Consider the following 17,373-nt stretch of genomic DNA (forward strand, 5'->3'; position numbering starts at 1 on the left):
AAGAATATCAAAATTAAATTACATAAAAATTACCAATTTACCTAATCTTAAAATGCTTTTAACTTTCATTTTCTAACATTTTAAAACTAATTAAATAAGGATAATAAATGAGTGTTAATATTGATTGCATACAAAGTATTGATGAGTATATTTATAAAAGTGATTGGAGAATTAATGCAAATTCTAACACTAGCTATTCTCACGCAGGACTTATAAATAATACAGCAGGAAAGGTTATAGCAAATTACTGGCTACACGAGGTGTATAAAGATAAAATTGCACAAGCACACATAAACGCAGATTTTCATATTCACGATTTAGATTGTCTTAGTGGTTATTGTGCTGGATGGTCTTTAAGAGCTTTGTTAAATGAAGGTTTTAACGGAGTTAGCGCAAGAGTACAAAGTAAGGCACCAAATAATTTTAGAACTGCTTTAGGACAAATGGCAAATTTTTTAGGAATTTTACAAAGTGAGTGGGCAGGTGCTCAAGCTTTTAGCTCTTTTGATACTTATTTAGCACCTTATGTTTTTAAAGATAAGTTAAGCGATATTGAAATTAAAAAGGCACTAACAAGTTTTATTTATAATCTTAATGTACCTGCAAGGTGGGGGCAAAGTCCTTTTACAAATATTACTTTTGATATTACTTGCCCTGATGATTTAAAAAATCAATTTCCTACAAAAAATGACTTACATCTTTTTAAAGATATAGAAGATGAAGAATTGTTAGCTAAAGCAAAACAAAGGGGCGTAAATAAATTAAGCGATTTAACTTATAAAGATTTTGCTAGTGAAATGCAAAGAATAGTGATTATTTTTTATGAAATTTTACAAAATGGAGATAAAAATAATCAGCCTTTTACCTTTCCAATTCCTACTATAAATCTTACCGAAGATTTTGATTGGGATAGTGATGTTGCTAAGGCTATTTTTGAAAACACTGCTAAGATGGGTTCATCTTATTTTCAAAATTTTATTGGTTCTATGTATAAAAAAGATGAATTTGGCAATAAGATTGAAAATGAAAATGCATATAAGCCAAATGCTGTACGCTCAATGTGTTGTAGATTACAACTTGATTTAAGAGAATTATTAAAAAGAGGAGGTGGTTTATTTGGAAGTGCTGAAATGACGGGAAGTATCGGTGTTGTAACTATTAATTTAGCTCGCTTAGGCTATTTATTTAAAAATGATGAAAAAGCACTTTTTAAAAGATTTGATGAATTGTTAGAACTTGCAAAAGAAAGCCTAGAAATAAAAAGACTTTTTATAAAAAAAATGTATGATGAGGGTTTGTATCCATACACGGCTAGGTATCTAAAGCATTTTAATTATCATTTTTCAACTATTGGCATAAATGGAGCTAATGAAATGATAAGAAATTTTAGCGATGATAAATATGATATTTGCAGTGAATTTGGTAAAAATTTTGCCTTAAAAATAGTAAATCATTTAAGAGATAAAATAAAAATATTTCAAGAACAAACAGGGAATTTATATAATATTGAAGCAACTCCTGCTGAAGGAACGACTTATCGTTTTGCAAAGGAAGATAAAAAAAGATTTAAAGATATTTTACAAGCAGGTTATGATGAAAATGTATATTACACAAACTCAACTCAATTACCAGTAGATTACACAGACGACCCATTTTTAGCGCTAAAAATGCAAGATGAATTGCAATGTGCATACACAGGTGGAACGGTTTTACATTTATATATGAAAGAAAGGCTAAAAGATTACAAAGTATGTAAGGATTTTGTAAAAAAGGTGGCAAATAATTTTGCTTTGCCATATTTTACAATCACTCCTGTTTTTAGTATTTGTCCAATTCACGGATATTTAGCAGGAGAATATGAATATTGCCCAATTTGTAGTAAGGAGAAAGAATGAAAAAAACAAAATGTATAGTTTATACAAGAGTGATGGGTTATCACAGACCAATAGATAGCTTTAACATAGGAAAAAAAGCTGAACATAAAGAAAGAAAGTATTTTGAATTTAAAAAATGATTTATGATATAAGTGCATTTACTACGCTAGATTATCCAAATAAACTTGCTTGTATAATCTGGCTTGCTGGTTGTAATTTAAGGTGCAAATATTGCTATAACAATAAGATGATTTTTGCAAAAAAGGCTAATGTTAGCGATGAAGATTTTTATGAATTTTTAAAAAATCGTGTAGGATTGCTAGATGGTGTAGTTTTTAGTGGCGGAGAATGCAGTATAAATAAGAACTTAATAAAATATGTAAAGATAGCAAAAGATTTAGGTTTTTTAGTAAAAATTGATACAAATGCAAGTAATCCCGAGCTTATACGATATTTGCTTAGTGAAAAATTAATTGATTATGTAGCCCTAGATTTTAAGGCTACAAAAGAAAAATATTATAAAATTTGTGCTTATGATTATTATAAAGAGTTTAAGCAATGCTTAAAATTATTATTAAATTCTAATATTGATTATGAAGTTAGAACGACTTGGCATTATGATTTGCTTAGTGTTGATGATATATTGTATATGAATAAAATTCTTAGAAAATTAGGCTATAAAAAGAAGTATTATTTACAAAAATTTTTTCCTGTTGATAATTTTTCTAACTTAAAAGAAAGCAATAAAGAAATAGATTTATCTTTACTAAACGATGATTTTGAACTACGCTTTTTTAACTAACTTGATATATTTTAACTCAAGTTAGTGTTAGTTAGCGTTAGAAAATAACTCACAAGGATTAATTTTAAATTGCAACATATTTGCACTTATTCTTCCATTATCCCCACCTTTTCTTTGCATAGTAATCTTACTTATACTTCCCCTATCCGTAATAAGCACTTCCCCGCTATAAAAATTTATCACTTCATTAATAGGTTTTAAAAGCCATTTTAAATCTTGTTTTTCAATCTTTAAAATCACTAAAAACCATTCGCTAGCAAATTGTCCTCTACCTTTTAAAATATCATTAACAACCAAGGCTTGATTTTTAATAAAGAAGTTTATAACCTGCTCTTGCTCTTCTTTTGTGAATTCAGTTAAAAACATTCTTCTTTTATCTTTAGGATTTTTTATTTTTGGACTTTTTTCACCCGTAAAATATTGTAAAATTTCTAAAAGTTCATCAGGAAAATTCCACAATTCATTATAATTTTTTAACCATCTCTTATCAACTTGATTAAAGCCTTGTGGATTTGATACTAGTTTTACTTGTATATTTTGCACATCTTGCAAATTCTGTAATTTAATTTGAACTAAAATAACAACTTGAACATCAGCTTTAAAATTTCTTTTAATCTTTTGTGCTTTAACATTTTGAATATCGTTTATATTGTAATTCATAGCTTTTAGCCAAGATTGTGCCAAAGTATCAATTTAAAAGCATTAAATACGAAATTTTCATTTTTAAAACCGTTTTTAGCTGTATTTAAGCTAAGCTCTACCTTATTCATCAATTTATTCTTTTAAACTTTTAGCAATGCTTTCTATTTAAGAGCTTTGTGCTTACTTCATAATCTAAAGACTTTAAAAGTTCTAAATTTTTTTGAAATGTTTACCCTTTATCGTGATTTAATAAAGCTTTTACATTTTCAAGTATAAAAAAATTAGCTTGCTTTATCTTTAAAATATCTGCTAAATAATCCGTCCTTTTTCTTTATTATCCAAAGCTTCTCTTTTACCAACGATACTAAAACTTTGACAAGCAAAAGCACTAATTAATAAATCAAAATCAGGTAAAATTTCAGGATTAATTTTAGTTAAATCACCTAATTCAAGTTCATTTTTAGTATCAAACAATCTTTTATAAGTTTTTATAGCAGCCTTGTCAATCTCGCTAAAAGCTATACAAGTAAATCCCGCTTTTTCCAAGCCAAGACGTCCACCGCCAATACCGCTACAAAAATCTATGAATTTCATTATCTTAACTTAGTGCTTTGTTCTGCTAATTTTGTAATTTCATTCCAATTTTTTTCTTGAATTAATTTTTTATCGCAAATCCAAGAACCACCAACACATAAAACATTATCTAAAGCAAGATAATCCTTTGCATTATTTTGATTTATACCACCAGTTGGACAAAATTTTACATCCTTAAACGGTCCGCTAAATGATTTTAATAAATTCACTCCGCCAATTGCTTGTGCTGGAAATAGTTTAAAAGTATTTAAGTTATATTCCATTCCTAACATTAATTCTCCTGCACTTGCTATTCCAGGTATTAAATTTACATCAATCTTGCTTGCTTCTTCTAAGAATTTTACATTTAAACCAGGAGAGATTGCAAAACTAACACCTAAATCTTTTACTTTTTGCAAATCTTTTGCGTTAGTAATTGTACCTGCTCCTACAACAGCGTTAGTGCAATGTTTGCTTATTTCTTCAATCGCCTTTAAAGCTATATTACTTCTTAATGTTATTTCTAACACTCTTACTCCACCATCTAACAATGCCTTAGCTAAAGACAAATAATCATCACCTTCATTAACAGCAATTACTGCTATTACAGGATTTATTTTTAAAATATCTTGTGCTTTCATTAAAAACCTCCAAAAGTTATTGCGCCGTGTTCTACTTCACTAGCGTTATTTTTAAGCGTTACAAATAGTTCTCTACCACTACCTAAATTATGTTTATTTAAATCAATTTTATCACATTCTCTGTTAGCAAAATCATCAGCTAACACATTTAACTTTCCGTTAGCAGCGTCAAACTCAATTATATCGCCTGTTTTTATTTTAGCAATATTTCCACCCATTTGCGCTTCAGGGCTTAGGTGAATTGCAGCAGGTACTTTTCCGCTAGCTCCACTCATTCTTCCATCAGTTATTAAAGCAAGCTTATAACCTTTTTGCATTAAAACTCCTAAAGGTGGAATTAGTTTATGCAACTCTGGCATACCAATTGCTCTAGGTCCGCAAAATCTAACAACGGCAATAAAATCTTTATTTAATTCGTTATTTTCAAATGCTTTTATTAATTCAGCTTGACTATTAAATACAATAGCAGGTGCTTTAATATATAAATTATCTTCACTAACAGCACTAACTTTAATAACAGCCCTTCCTATATTTCCTTGCATTAAATTAATTCCACCACTAGGGCTAAAAGGCTTTTTGAAATCTCTTATTATATTTTCGTCAGCACTTTTACTAACACTAACATATTCTAATTCTTCATTTTTATTTAATACAGGAACTTTTGTATATTCTTCTAAGCCTTTACCCATAACGGTATTTACATCATTGTGCAATAAATCATTTTCCAATAACTCTTTAATAACATAAGCCAAACCACCAGCTTTATGAAACTCATTTACATCTGCACTTCCGTTAGGATAAACTTTTGCTAACAATGGTGTTATTTTTGAAATATCATTAAAATCATCCCAGTTAATAATAATCCCACAAGCTCTTGCAATAGCAATTAAGTGTATTGTATGATTTGTAGAGCCACCAGTTGCCATTAAAGCAACTATTGCATTTACAATACTTTTTTCATCTATCATTTGACCTATTGGTAAAATTGAATTATTTTTAACTCCTTTTGCAAAATAAGATGCGCTATATCTTAAAACTTTTTCTCTTAGTTTTGTATTTGGATTAACAAAGGCAGAATTTGGAGTATGTAAGCCTAAAATCTCTACCATTACTTGATTAGAATTAGCAGTACCATAAAATGTACAAGTACCTTTATTATGATACATTTGCATTTCAGTTTTTAATAAATCATTTTTATTTAATTTTCCTTGAGCGAATAATTCTCTTGCTTTAGATTTTTGAGCATTGCTTAAACCGCTTGGCATAGGACCGCTTGGAATAAACATAGATGGTAAATGCCCAAATCTTAAAGCACCTATTAATAAACCTGGCACTATCTTATCGCATACCCCTAAGAAAAACGCCCCATCAAAAATATTATGAGATAAACCAACAGCAGTACTCATAGCAATAATATCTCTTGAAAATAATGAAATCTCCATTCCATCATAACCTTGAGTAATACCATCACACATACTAGGAGTGCAAGATGCAACCTGAACGCTTACTTTATCTTTTATACATTCTTGCTTTATTATTAATGGATAATCCTTAAAAGGTTCATGAGCGCTTAAAACATCATTATATGATGAAATAATTGCCAAATGCTCATTTTCATTTTTGCTTATTTTTTCCTTTAAATTATCATCTAAAGTCGCATAAGCGTGAGCTAGGTTTGAGCAAGCTAGATTGCTTCTTTTTATTTTTTCTTTATTTTCTATGAAGTTTAGATATTCTTTTCTTGTTTTATTAGAACGCAAAATAATATCATTCGTTATTTGTTTTAATGTTTTCATAAATTGCTCCTTTTTAAAAATTATAAAATATAATTGTTTATCAAAAATTTTTAATATTAAAAAAATTATTGCAAAGGTAAAAAATGAATAAAAATTTTGATTTTATATTGTTTGGTGCTACGGGAGATTTGGCATTAAGAAAGATTTTTCCTGCCTTATATTCAGCTTATTTAAAAGATGAGATTTGTGAATTTAATATTTTTGCTATTGCAAGGTCAAAGTTTGATACGCAAGAATTTTTAGCAAAGCTTGATGAAAAATCAAAAATTCATATAAAAGATTTATCAAAATGGAATGAATTTATAAAAAATATTTCATACACAAGTGTAAATATAAATTCTCTTGATGATTTTTTAAAGCTTTCTTTTAAAAATAAGCAAAAAATAATTTATTTTTCAATATCGCCTGATTTTTTTATTCAATGTTGTGAAAATTTAAGCAAGGCAAAATTAATTGATGCAGATACTCAAGTGATTTTAGAAAAACCGCTTGGAATGAATAAAAAAGAATGCGATGAAATAAATAATCAAGTAGCAAAATATTTTAAAGAAGAGCAGATTTATAGAATTGACCATTATTTAGGTAAATTAATGGTGCAAGAATTATTTAATCTAAGAAAAAATAATATTTTCTTTAATTCTTTTTTAAATAACAATTATGTAAAAAGTATAGAACTTAGTGTTTTAGAAACTTTAGGAGTTTTAAACCGTGGGGAATTTTATGATAGTTGTGGCTGTTTAAAAGATATGCTGCAAAATCATATGCTGCAGATGCTATCTTTATTTATGATTGATATAAATTGTAAAGATATAAGAGCTGCAAAGAGTGAATTTTTTAAGAATTTAAAATGCGATGAATTTATAAAAGCACAGTATTTAGCAAATAAAGATGCTATAAATTACACAGATGAATTAAATGTAAAAAAAGATTCTAAAACCGATACCTTCATTGCAATTAAAATGCACTCTCTTTTAAAGCAATATGAAGGTATAAATATTTATTTAAGAAGTGGTAAAAAAATGCATAAAAATTGCGTTTATTTTGTTGTAAATTTTAAAGATGATTCTTATTTAAGAATACAAATTCAGCCAAATCCAAAGATAGAATTTTTTCTAAAATGTAACGAAAAGTTACAAGTTATGAATTTAAATTTAGAAAATTTAGACGATAAAGAACCTTACGAAAGACTTATTTTAAGTGCTTTAAAGAAGGATTTAAGTCTTTTTAATGAAAAAGAAGAATTAAGCAATGCTTGGCTTAGCATTATGGATATTGTGGATAATACTAATTTTACAATGCAATATTATAAAGCTTATGAAAATACAATACATTTTAATGATTGCGAGTTTAAAGAATGATTATTGATGATGAAAATTTTGATAAATTAAGTAAAGAAATATATCTAAGTTTAAAAAAATACTTAGATTTAAAAGAAAGAGTAAATTTTTTTGTTTCAGGTGGTAAATCGCCTATAAGATTATTTCAAAAACTTAGTAATATGGATTTAGATTGGCATAGAATTAATGTATTTTTAGTTGATGAAAGGGTAGTAAGCACTTTTAGTGAAGATTCTAATTCTAATTTAGTGCAAACTTATCTTTTACAAAACAAAGCAGCAAAGGCAAAATTTTATGGTTTAGATAATAGTCTTTTACACGATGAACTTGCCTTAGTAAGAAATTTTAATAATTATTTTGCTAGTCCTGATGTGCTTGTTTTAGGAATGGGAGAAGATGCTCACACCGCTTCAATTTTTCCAAAAGCTTATAATTTAGATGAGCTTTTAACAAGTAAGCAAAATTATTGTTTAACTTCTAGTGAAGGGGTGAAGTATAAAAGAATTACTCTTAGTAAAAACACAATTTTACAAAGTAAAACTATATTTTTAAGCATCAATTCACAGAAAAAAGAGCAAATGCTAAACCTTGCTTTAAAAGATGAAAGTAAGCTTTATCCTATTAGCTATTTTACAAAAAAATTAAAGGTGTATTATGAAAAAACTTCTTGCTGATATCGGTGGAACTAATGCTAGATTTGCATTATTAAATGAAGATGGAGAATTAGAAAATATTAAAGTTTTACAATGTGCTGATTATAAGCATATTAAAGACGCAGTAAAGGCATATTTAAATTCAATGCCTTGTCCAAAAAACGCAGCCTTTGCAATGGCTTGTCCTATTACTGGAGATTACATTAAATTCTCAAATAACAATTGGGAATTTTCTCAATCTGAACTAAAAAGAGAATTAGGTTTTGATAATTTAATTTTGTTAAATGATTTTAAAGCTCAAGCCTTAGCGCTTTATAAAATTGACAAAACAAAATTATTAAAAATTGGTGGAGCAGAAGTATGCAAAGATAGCCCAAAGGCTTTAATTGGACCTGGTACCGGACTTGGAGTTAGTGTTTTAATACCGCAAAAACACGGTGCAAAGGCTTACGCTACAGAAGGTGGGCATGTTAGCTTTTGCCCTTTTAATGAAGTTGAGCAGCAAATTTTTGATTATGCTAAGCAAAAATTTAAAAAAGATTTTCATCATATTTCAGCAGAAAGATTTTTATGCGGTTCTGGAATTGAGTTGATTTATGAAGCGCTAACAAAGCAAAAAAGGAGCAACAAAGAAATAGTAAGCAATGTAAATAATTGCCCAAATTGCCATCAAACACTAGAGATATTTTGCCAAATGTTAGGCACAATAGCATCAAATCTTGCTTTAAGCATAGGAGCTAAAGGCGGGGTTTATATTTGCGGTGGAATTATTCCTAAGAATTTAGAATTTTTTACTAATTCAGCATTTAGACAAAGGTTTGAAGATAAAGGAAGAATGAGCAATTATTTAAAACAAATTCCAACCTTTGTTGTACTTGAAACTTATTCAGGAATTGTTGGAGCGGCGGTTGCTTTAGAGATGGAGGAGATATGAAGCACTTAAAAACTTATAAAAAACTATTAGAACATTACGAGCAAAGCAAGAATTTACATATGCGTGATTTGTTTAAAGAAGATAGCAAAAGAGCGCAAAGATTTTTTTTAGAAGTTGGTGGGATTAAACTAGATTATTCTAAAAATAGAATTACTAATAAAACAATGGAATTATTAATAACTTTAGCAAGAGAAGCTGGTTTAAATGAGAAAATAAAAGAAATGTTTAGCGGTAAAAAAATAAACACCACCGAAGATAGAGCAGTTTTACACATCGCTTTAAGAAATAGAATTAACACTCCTATTTTTGTAGATGGCAAAAATATAATGGATGATGTAAATAATGTTTTAAGCAAAATGGCTAATTTTACTGATGAAATTAGAAGTGGAAAATGGCTAGGCTATACAAACCAAGTAATTACTGATATTGTAAATATAGGAATTGGCGGTTCTGATTTAGGCCCATTAATGGTATGTGAAGCTTTGAAAAAATTTTCTCATCCACGCATAAAAATGCACTTTGTATCAAATATTGATGCAAGAGGGATAGAAGAATTATTTGCTAATTTAAATCCACAAAGTACTTTATTTATAATTTCATCAAAAACCTTTAGCACTCAAGAGACAATGACAAACGCTCTTGCTGCAAAAGAATGGTTTTTATCTCACGCAGAAAAAAAAGAATATATCAAAAAGCATTTTGTTGCTGTTTCAACAAATAAAGAAGCGGTAAAAGAATTTGGTATTGATGAGAGCAATTGTTTTGAGTTTTGGAATTGGGTTGGTGGAAGATATAGCTTGTGGTCTGCTATTGGCTTATCTATTATGATTTATTTAGGCAAGGAAAATTTTATTCAGTTGCTAGAAGGTGCGTGTTTGATGGATTCGCATTTTATTAGCACTCCTTTTGAAAATAATATGCCTGTAATTTTAGCACTTTTAGGAATTTGGTATATTAATTTTTACGGTGGTGGAGCTCATATTATTGCGCCTTATGATGAGTATTTAAGAAATTTTCCACGCTTTATTCAACAGCTTGATATGGAAAGCAATGGAAAGCAAGTTGATAAAAATGGAAATAAAATTGATTATGAAAGTGGTCCTGTGGTTTTTGGAGAAACAGGAATTAATGCTCAGCACGCATTTTTTCAACTTTTACATCAAGGCACGCATACAAGCCCAATTGATTTTATAGTAAGCTTAAAAAAACCAAAAAGATATTTTAAAAGCCACGATATTTTAATTAGTAATTTATTTGCACAAGCACAAGCTTTTATGCGTGGAATTACTAAAGATGAGGTTTTAAAAGAATTAAAAGGAAAACTAAAAGAAGAAGACCTACAAAAGGTTTTACCGCATAAAGAATTTAGCGGAAATAGACCTTCAAATATAATTTTATTAGAAGAATTAAATCCTAGAAATCTAGGTAGTTTAATATCTTTATACGAGCATAAAATCTTTATTCAAGGTGTAATTTGGAATATTAATAGTTTTGACCAATTTGGAGTTGAGCTTGGAAAGGTTTTAGCAAAAGATATTTTAGCTTCTTTAGATGAAATGAGTGAAGAATTTATTCAAAAAACCGATAGTTCTACTTTAAACTTGATGCAAATTTATAAAAAATACAATTCTTAATTTTAAAATTCTAATCTTTTTTAGGATTAGAATTTTTAAATGATAATTTTTATTAAATAAAAAATATTATAAATATATAATATGAAATTATATATTAATTTCAAAATAATAAGAAATATATACTATAATTTTATAAGCATACTTTAAGGAAGGATAAAATTTAAAATGGAGAAATATTTAGATGATGAGATTTTAATTGTTACAAAAACAGATTTAAAAGCATATATAACTTATGCAAATAAAGATTTTTTAAATATAGTAAATTGCAAAGAAGAAGAAATTTTAGGTAAAAATCATAATATTATTAGAAATAAAGATATGCCAAAGGCGGTTTTTAAACTATTATGGGAAAAATTAAAAAAAGAAGAAGAGGTTTTTGCCTTTGTAAAAAATAATACTTTTGATAATAGTTTTTATTGGGTTTATGCAAATATTAGCCCATCTTATGATGCTAACAATAAATTAATAGGTTATTATTCAGTAAGAAGAAAAATTAATGAAAACGCAAAAGATATAATCATTAGTATTTATAAAAAACTGCTTGAAATAGAACAAAACAGCGGTGTTATTAAATCTTATGAATATTTATTTTCACTACTAGAAAAAAATAATATTTGTTATGATGAATTTGTAATTAAGCTGCAAAAAGAAGAGATTAAAGATGTTAAATTTTAAGGATAAAAATTTAGAGCAAATAATAAGCGTAATAAAAAATGCTTCAAATGGATATTTAGAAAGTAGAGTGGTAAATATAGATAAGAAAAACAAATACAAAGAACTAGCTGATTGCTTAAATGATTTATTAGACCAAGTAGAAGTTTCTCAAAGAGAAATATCAAGCTCTGTAAAAGCAGCTTTTTTAAATAAAGACTTTAGAAACCTTGATAAAAAGGGCTTAAAAGGAAGATTTTATTATAATGCAAATGCTATGTCAAAGGCGGTTGATAGCATTTCAAATAGTTTAAAAGCACAAAAGGCAAATGAATTTGCAGTAAATATTCAAAAAATTAGCCAAGACAATGCCTTTATAAATTCTTTAAGTCAGATTTTATCGCAAAGTTTATCAAGGGTGGATTTAATAAAAGACAGCTCAAGCTCAATGCAAGAAGATGCAAATAATACTCAAGAGCAAATTAAGATTTTAAAAGCAAGTTCAGAGCAATTACAAAATTATATTCAAGAAAGTGAAAATATAATTTTTACTTTAAATGAAAAAACAAAACAAATAAGCTCTATTCTTGCTTTAATAAAAGATATAACAGAGCAAACAGAATTATTAAGCCTAAATGCAGCTATTGAAGCAGCAAGGGCAGGGGATTTAGGTAAAGGTTTTTGGGTGGTTGCAAACGAAGTTAGCAATTTGGCTCAAAGTACTCAAGAAGCAACAAATACAATTAATTTAAATATAAAAAATCTTGAAGAAAGCGTGCAAACTTGTTTAAAATACTCTAAAAATATTAGCAATATTCAACAAGACAATTTACAAAAAACAAATAGCTTTGTAGATGTATTAGAAAAATTTAATACAAATTCAAATAAAAATTTCAACATAGCAACAGATTGTAAAAACATTCAAGAAGATTTTTTTATAAAATTATATTTATTATTTTTCAAAGCAAATGTAAAAGAAAGTTTATTAAATAATAATATTCAATTAAACGAAGAATTTAAAAACTCATTATTAAATAAATTACCTAGCAATAAAATAAACGAATTTAATAATTTAATTGAACTTTACGAAAAAATTAAACAATCTTTAAATATTGAAGAAAAAACAAAATTCCTTGAAGAATTTGAGATAAAAATATTAAAATTATTTGAGCATTTAAATGATTAAATATTTAAAAGTATTTTATATTATTTACTTTTATAAAAGATATTTTAAGGACAAATATGAGTAATTTAAGTATATTTAAAATAGGTATAGGACCATCAAGTTCTCATACTGTTGGTCCTTTTAGTGCGGGTGGGGCTTTTATACAAAATCTTGATATAGATAATGTTAATAAGATAAAAGTAACTTTATTTGGAAGCTTAAGCCTAACTGGTAAAGGGCATTTAAGTGATATAGCAGTGCTTTTAGGACTTAGTGGTCTTTGTGTAAAAACAATTAGCAAGGAAGAAAAAAACGAAGTTTTAAATAAGATGAATAACAAAAAACTTCTTTTAGCAGGAAAAAAAGAAATTGATTTTGTGTATGAAGAAGATATTATTTTTTCAAAAGAATTTAAAAAATTACACGAAAACGCTTTAAGCATAGTTGCTTATGATAAAAATAATAAAGTTTTAAAAGAACAAACTTATTATTCAGTGGGCGGCGGCTTTATAAAAGAAGAAGAGCAAATGCTAAATGAAAATACAAATTCCTCAGCGGATAATGAAAGCAAAGCTTACGAATTTTCAAGCGCTACAGAGCTTTTGTGGCTTTGCAATAAATATAATCAAAACATAGCGCAAATTGCTTTAAATTATGAATTAAACTTTCATACAGAAGAATATGTAAATAATTATTGCAAAGAGATTTATTTAGCTATGAAAGATAGTTATTTAAGTGGTAGAGATTCAAATGAATTAATTTTACCAGGTCCAATTAAGCTAAAAAGACGCGCACCTGCTTTAGCAAAAAAGCTACAAGCATTGCACGAAAAAGGAATGAATAGAAAAGATGATTTAGATTTTATAGATTATTTTAGCCTTTATGCGATGAGCGTTGCTGAAGAAAACGCTGCAGGAAATAGGGTTGTAACCGCTCCAACGAATGGTGCTTGTGCCGTTGTACCTGCGGTTTTATTTTATATTAAAAATCATGTTAAAGATTTAAAAGATAAAGAAATTCGTGATTTTTTACTTGTTGCAATGGCTATTGGCTCATTGTTTAAGAAAAATGCAAGTATAAGTGGGGCTGAAGCAGGGTGCCAAGCAGAAATTGGCTCTGCTTCTTCTATGGCTGCAGCTGCTTTTGCCTTTTCTATGGGTGCAGTGCCGATTGATTGTTGTAGTGCAGCAGAAATCGCAATGGAGCATCACTTAGGGCTTACTTGCGACCCTGTTGCAGGTTTGGTGCAAATTCCTTGCATTGAAAGAAATGTTTTTGGTGCTATTAAGGCAGTAAGTGCTGCAAAGATGGCTATGGATAGAGATAGCGCACCTAGTGTTGGACTTGATGAGGTCATTAAAACAATGTATGAAACAGGTAAAGATATGGACACAAGATACAAAGAAACAAGCCTAGCAGGACTTGCTACAAACTATAAAAGTTTATGCTAATTTTAGGGCAAAAATATTTTGCCCTTTCTTAAAAAAATATAAAAAATCACTTTTAAAATCATACTTTAAACTTATTTGCGTAAAATCAAGCAAAAGGGTAAAAAATGAGAATGTTGATAAGTTTGATTTTATTGTTTATTGTTGCATTTTTATGTGCTTTAGCAACTATTTTAGAGGCAAAATTTAACACTTCTTTTGCTAAAGAATATATTTATAATGCTTGGTATTTTCATATTTTATTTTTATTTTTAGCCTGTATTTTGCTTAGTTTTTTGTATAAAATGAGAAAAAAACTAAGTATATTTTTACTGCACTTATCATTAATAATAATTTTTATTGGAGCTTGTTTAACGCATTTTTTTGCAAAAGAAGGTATTATTCATTTAAAAAACAATGAAAGCACTCAAGAATTTTTAAGTACGCAAACCTTTTTAACTTTTAAAATAAATAATAAAAGTATAAAAAACGAAGATTTTACAAAAAGTATTAATTTAGAAAATAATATCTTAGACTTTGTTGAATTAAGCAACGAAGGCTCTTATGCTAATGTTTTGAGTGATGATTTAAATGATTTAGCACTTTTAAGTTTAAAATTAAATATTGATAATAAAGATTACAGCCTTGAATTAAGGCAAAATGAATGTGCATTAATTAATGATATTAATCTTTGCTTTGATGCAAAAAAAGATAAAAATTACATTATGTTTAGCCTTGAAAATAACGAATTTTTTATAAATAGCGATGAAGAGCTTTTGTTTAAAAATTCTTACAAAGATGAAAAAATTACAAAAAAATCAAAGATTGATTACGGACTTTATTACACAAAAGATTTTTCTTTTTCAATTATTGATGCTTTAAAAAATGCAAAATTAGGCTACAAATTAAGCGGTGGAGATTTAAAAATACTGCATTTAAAATTAAATAAAAAAGATGATATTTATTTAGCATTAAATGAAGAATTTAAAAAAGATAATATCTCTATTTTGTGGGCGCAAGACAGCTTTGATTTGGGTTTTAAAATGTATTTAAAAAGATTTAAGGTTGATTATTATGAATCATCAAAAATTGCAAAAAATTATAAAAGTGAGCTTTTAGTGCTTGATGATGATAAAAAATTTGATTTTGAACTTATGGTGAATAAGCCGCTTGATTATAAAGGTTTTAGATTTTTTCAGCACTCGTTTGATGAAGATTTTAGCGGGACTTATATAAGTGTTAATAAAGACCCAGGTAAAAATATAACTTATCTTGGATATTTTTTGCTTTTTATTAGTGCGTTTTTAAATCTTTTTTCAAAGGAATTTAAGCAGCTTTTAAAGGCAACTTTACTTATTTTTTTGTGTTTTAATACTAATTTAAAAGCAGATGATTTAAACTCTCATTTAAAGATTTTAGATGAAGTTTTAGTGCTTGATTTAAATGAAAGAATTTTGCCTTTTTATAGTTATAGTAAAGATTTGTGCATTAAGCTTAAAAGCTGCAAAAATGAACACAGTTTAAGCGTATTTAAGCTAACAAGCGATGTGGATTTTGTAAATAATGCTAGATTAATTTATATAGAAAAAGGCTTTTTTTCTAAGCTAGGAATCAATAATAATTATGCAAAATTTAGCGATTTTTACCAAGATTCAAAATATAAATTATCAAAAGAATTAAAAAATACCTTGCAAAAAGGAGAAAGTAATTTTAATGAATTTGATAAAAAACTTGTAAAGCTTGATGAAAGAGTAAATATATTTTATTTGATTTTCACAGGAGAATTATTTAAAATTCTTCCTGAGCTTAGTGAAGGAAAACTTGTTTTAAAATCTATTTTTGCACAAGATTTAAGCCTTGAAAATCAAAAAATAGCAAACAAATATATTAATTCTATCTTACTTGCAAAATTAAGCAATGATTATAAAAATGCTAATGAAATTTTGCTAGAAATTAAAAAAATGCAGCAAGCTTATTCATCATTGCCAAGCGATTTAAACATAAAAGCACAGATTTTTTTAAGTAAGATAAATGGCTTTGATTATTTACTTTTTGCATATTTATTTTTGTTTATTTTGGCGTTTTTCTCTTTTAAAAGTGCTTATTTTTTATCGTTATTATCCTTTGTTTGTTTTAGCTTTTTACTTGCTTTAAGAGCTTTTATTGCTGGTTATGCGCCATTTTCAAATACTTATGAAAGCTTAATTTATATTGCCTTTGTTTTGGCTTTAATTATGCTTATTTTTAGGAATAAATTAATATTTATCTTAGCTTCTTTGCTTTGTGTTTGTATTTTACTATCAGTGCTTTTAAATGAAATAAATCCGCAAATAACCAATCTAACCCCAGCCTTAAATTCAATTTATTTAAGCATTCATGTAAGTGTAATTAGTGCTAGCTACAGCTTTTTTGCTTTATCTTGTGCCTTATCGTTTTTATTTTTGTGTAAGGAAAATAAAATTTTTTTAAATCAAGCAAAATTATTTACCCACATAGCTTTATTGCTTTTACTTTGTGGAAATTTTTTAGGTGCAATTTGGGCTAATGAAAGCTGGGGAAGATACTGGGGCTGGGATAGTAAAGAAACTTGGACCTTAGTTAGCATTTTATTTTATAGCATAGTTCTTCATTTAAAATATACTAAAATTTATAGCGATTTTTTATATGCATTATTAAATTTTTATGCTTTTAATAGCATTTTAATGACTTATTTTGGTGTAAATTATTTTTTAAATGGAAAACATTCTTATGCTGGTTTTAAAAGTGAGTTTATTTATTATAAATATTTAATCCTTTATGTTATTTTAATATTAATTTTAAGCTTAATATTTATTTATAAAAGGAAGAAAAAATGCAAAAATTAATGCTTGTTTTCTTAATTATTTTTCTTAGTTCTTGTGCAGATAAAGAAGAAGAAAAGGAGTTAAAATGTTCAATCAATAAAGATGAATTTTGTATAAAAGATAATATTAAATACTCTTTAAAAAATCGTCCAATAAGATTTATGCAAGAAAGCATTTTATTTATTGAAGGCTTAAAAAATTATGATAATTTAAACATTAGAATTTATGGTTTAAATATGGATATGGGAGTGCTTAAAGCTCAAGCTGTTAAAAAGGATAAAATTTATGAAGTTGAGTTTTTACTTAATTTTTGTTTTGTTAAGGATATGAGATATAGAATTGAGCTTTTTAACGGCGAAAAAAGTTTAAAAAAATACATTGACTTTGATATGAAAAGGTAA

General features: G+C 27.3%; 16 protein-coding genes and 1 pseudogene. 12 read left to right on the top strand and 5 right to left on the bottom strand.

Going from position 1 to position 17,373, the window contains the following annotated elements:
• Positions 1-119 precede the first annotated feature (119 nt).
• From CCANL266_RS00080 to CCANL266_RS00090, 3 genes and pseudogenes are all read left to right on the top strand, one after another.
• Positions 120-1,895: pseudogene (locus CCANL266_RS00080) on the top strand (ribonucleoside triphosphate reductase); the annotation flags it as partial.
• Positions 1,892-2,014, top strand: a complete 123-nt coding sequence (nrdD, locus tag CCANL266_RS09635) for an anaerobic ribonucleoside-triphosphate reductase (protein WP_172229610.1) — start codon at positions 1,892-1,894, stop codon at positions 2,012-2,014. The pseudogene CCANL266_RS00080 and the gene nrdD, both read left to right, overlap by 4 nt.
• Positions 2,011-2,676 (top strand): anaerobic ribonucleoside-triphosphate reductase activating protein, encoded by a 666-nt coding sequence (locus CCANL266_RS00090; protein ID WP_172229613.1) that lies wholly within the window; start codon positions 2,011-2,013, stop codon positions 2,674-2,676. Before nrdD ends, CCANL266_RS00090 begins: the two co-directional genes overlap by 4 nt.
• A 27-nt stretch (positions 2,677-2,703) precedes the next feature.
• Here the strand turns inward: CCANL266_RS00090 and CCANL266_RS00095 are convergent, their stop codons facing one another.
• The 5 genes from CCANL266_RS00095 to edd all read right to left on the bottom strand — a co-directional run bounded on the left by CCANL266_RS00095 (position 2,704) and on the right by edd (position 6,328).
• Positions 2,704-3,336: a PDDEXK family nuclease gene (locus tag CCANL266_RS00095; RefSeq protein WP_224315988.1), complete on the bottom strand. Its 633-nt coding sequence runs from the start codon at positions 3,334-3,336 to the stop codon at positions 2,704-2,706.
• Between the two features lie 211 nt (positions 3,337-3,547).
• Positions 3,548-3,622: a hypothetical protein gene (locus tag CCANL266_RS09750; RefSeq protein WP_396021580.1), complete on the bottom strand. Its 75-nt coding sequence runs from the start codon at positions 3,620-3,622 to the stop codon at positions 3,548-3,550.
• A 5-nt stretch (positions 3,623-3,627) separates the two neighbouring features.
• Positions 3,628-3,912: a DNA cytosine methyltransferase gene (locus CCANL266_RS00100; RefSeq protein WP_263450545.1), complete on the bottom strand. Its 285-nt coding sequence runs from the start codon at positions 3,910-3,912 to the stop codon at positions 3,628-3,630.
• Entirely contained in the window at positions 3,912-4,532 is a 621-nt protein-coding gene (gene eda, locus CCANL266_RS00105; RefSeq protein ID WP_172229616.1) for a bifunctional 4-hydroxy-2-oxoglutarate aldolase/2-dehydro-3-deoxy-phosphogluconate aldolase, read from the bottom strand. Before eda ends, CCANL266_RS00100 begins: the two co-directional genes overlap by 1 nt.
• Positions 4,532-6,328, bottom strand: a complete 1,797-nt coding sequence (edd, locus tag CCANL266_RS00110; protein WP_172229619.1) for a phosphogluconate dehydratase — start codon at positions 6,326-6,328, stop codon at positions 4,532-4,534. The genes eda and edd overlap by 1 nt, the downstream gene beginning before the upstream one ends.
• 83 nt (positions 6,329-6,411) lie before the next feature.
• Between edd and CCANL266_RS00115 the strand changes: the two genes are divergently transcribed.
• From CCANL266_RS00115 to CCANL266_RS00155, 9 genes are all read left to right on the top strand, one after another.
• Complete coding sequence (locus CCANL266_RS00115) at positions 6,412-7,686, top strand: glucose-6-phosphate dehydrogenase (protein ID WP_172229622.1); 1,275 nt, start codon at positions 6,412-6,414, stop codon at positions 7,684-7,686.
• Positions 7,683-8,339 (top strand): 6-phosphogluconolactonase, encoded by a 657-nt coding sequence (gene pgl / locus CCANL266_RS00120; RefSeq protein ID WP_172229625.1) that lies wholly within the window; start codon positions 7,683-7,685, stop codon positions 8,337-8,339. The genes CCANL266_RS00115 and pgl overlap by 4 nt, the downstream gene beginning before the upstream one ends.
• Complete coding sequence (locus CCANL266_RS00125) at positions 8,320-9,252, top strand: glucokinase (protein WP_172229628.1); 933 nt, start codon at positions 8,320-8,322, stop codon at positions 9,250-9,252. Before pgl ends, CCANL266_RS00125 begins: the two co-directional genes overlap by 20 nt.
• Positions 9,249-10,886, top strand: a complete 1,638-nt coding sequence (gene pgi, locus CCANL266_RS00130; protein WP_172229631.1) for a glucose-6-phosphate isomerase — start codon at positions 9,249-9,251, stop codon at positions 10,884-10,886. Before CCANL266_RS00125 ends, pgi begins: the two co-directional genes overlap by 4 nt.
• 165 nt (positions 10,887-11,051) lie before the next feature.
• A complete protein-coding gene (locus CCANL266_RS00135; protein WP_172229634.1) occupies positions 11,052-11,561 on the top strand; it encodes a PAS domain-containing protein in 510 nt (169 codons plus the stop codon).
• Entirely contained in the window at positions 11,548-12,723 is a 1,176-nt protein-coding gene (locus CCANL266_RS00140; protein WP_172229637.1) for a methyl-accepting chemotaxis protein, read from the top strand. The genes CCANL266_RS00135 and CCANL266_RS00140 overlap by 14 nt, the downstream gene beginning before the upstream one ends.
• A 56-nt stretch (positions 12,724-12,779) precedes the next feature.
• Positions 12,780-14,153, top strand: a complete 1,374-nt coding sequence (locus CCANL266_RS00145) for an L-serine ammonia-lyase (protein ID WP_172229640.1) — start codon at positions 12,780-12,782, stop codon at positions 14,151-14,153.
• A 104-nt stretch (positions 14,154-14,257) separates the two neighbouring features.
• A complete protein-coding gene (locus CCANL266_RS00150) occupies positions 14,258-16,993 on the top strand; it encodes a cytochrome c biogenesis protein (protein WP_172229656.1) in 2,736 nt (911 codons plus the stop codon).
• A complete protein-coding gene (locus CCANL266_RS00155; RefSeq protein ID WP_172229658.1) occupies positions 16,981-17,373 on the top strand; it encodes a hypothetical protein in 393 nt (130 codons plus the stop codon). The genes CCANL266_RS00150 and CCANL266_RS00155 overlap by 13 nt, the downstream gene beginning before the upstream one ends.

The organism is Campylobacter canadensis (assembly GCF_013177655.1).
GTDB lineage: Bacteria > Campylobacterota > Campylobacteria > Campylobacterales > Campylobacteraceae > Campylobacter_E > Campylobacter_E canadensis.

Coding starts and splice junctions, on each gene's coding strand:
- nrdD (WP_172229610.1), top strand. CDS start 1,892: ATGAAAAAAACAAAATGTATAGTTTATACAAGAGTGATGGGTTATCAC.
- CCANL266_RS00090 (WP_172229613.1), top strand. CDS start 2,011: ATGATTTATGATATAAGTGCATTTACTACGCTAGATTATCCAAATAAA.
- CCANL266_RS00095 (WP_224315988.1), bottom strand. CDS start 3,336: ATGAATTACAATATAAACGATATTCAAAATGTTAAAGCACAAAAGATT.
- CCANL266_RS00100 (WP_263450545.1), bottom strand. CDS start 3,912: ATGAAATTCATAGATTTTTGTAGCGGTATTGGCGGTGGACGTCTTGGC.
- eda (WP_172229616.1), bottom strand. CDS start 4,532: ATGAAAGCACAAGATATTTTAAAAATAAATCCTGTAATAGCAGTAATT.
- edd (WP_172229619.1), bottom strand. CDS start 6,328: ATGAAAACATTAAAACAAATAACGAATGATATTATTTTGCGTTCTAAT.
- CCANL266_RS00115 (WP_172229622.1), top strand. CDS start 6,412: ATGAATAAAAATTTTGATTTTATATTGTTTGGTGCTACGGGAGATTTG.
- pgl (WP_172229625.1), top strand. CDS start 7,683: ATGATTATTGATGATGAAAATTTTGATAAATTAAGTAAAGAAATATAT.
- CCANL266_RS00125 (WP_172229628.1), top strand. CDS start 8,320: ATGAAAAAACTTCTTGCTGATATCGGTGGAACTAATGCTAGATTTGCA.
- pgi (WP_172229631.1), top strand. CDS start 9,249: ATGAAGCACTTAAAAACTTATAAAAAACTATTAGAACATTACGAGCAA.
- CCANL266_RS00135 (WP_172229634.1), top strand. CDS start 11,052: ATGGAGAAATATTTAGATGATGAGATTTTAATTGTTACAAAAACAGAT.
- CCANL266_RS00140 (WP_172229637.1), top strand. CDS start 11,548: ATGTTAAATTTTAAGGATAAAAATTTAGAGCAAATAATAAGCGTAATA.
- CCANL266_RS00145 (WP_172229640.1), top strand. CDS start 12,780: ATGAGTAATTTAAGTATATTTAAAATAGGTATAGGACCATCAAGTTCT.
- CCANL266_RS00150 (WP_172229656.1), top strand. CDS start 14,258: ATGAGAATGTTGATAAGTTTGATTTTATTGTTTATTGTTGCATTTTTA.
- CCANL266_RS00155 (WP_172229658.1), top strand. CDS start 16,981: ATGCAAAAATTAATGCTTGTTTTCTTAATTATTTTTCTTAGTTCTTGT.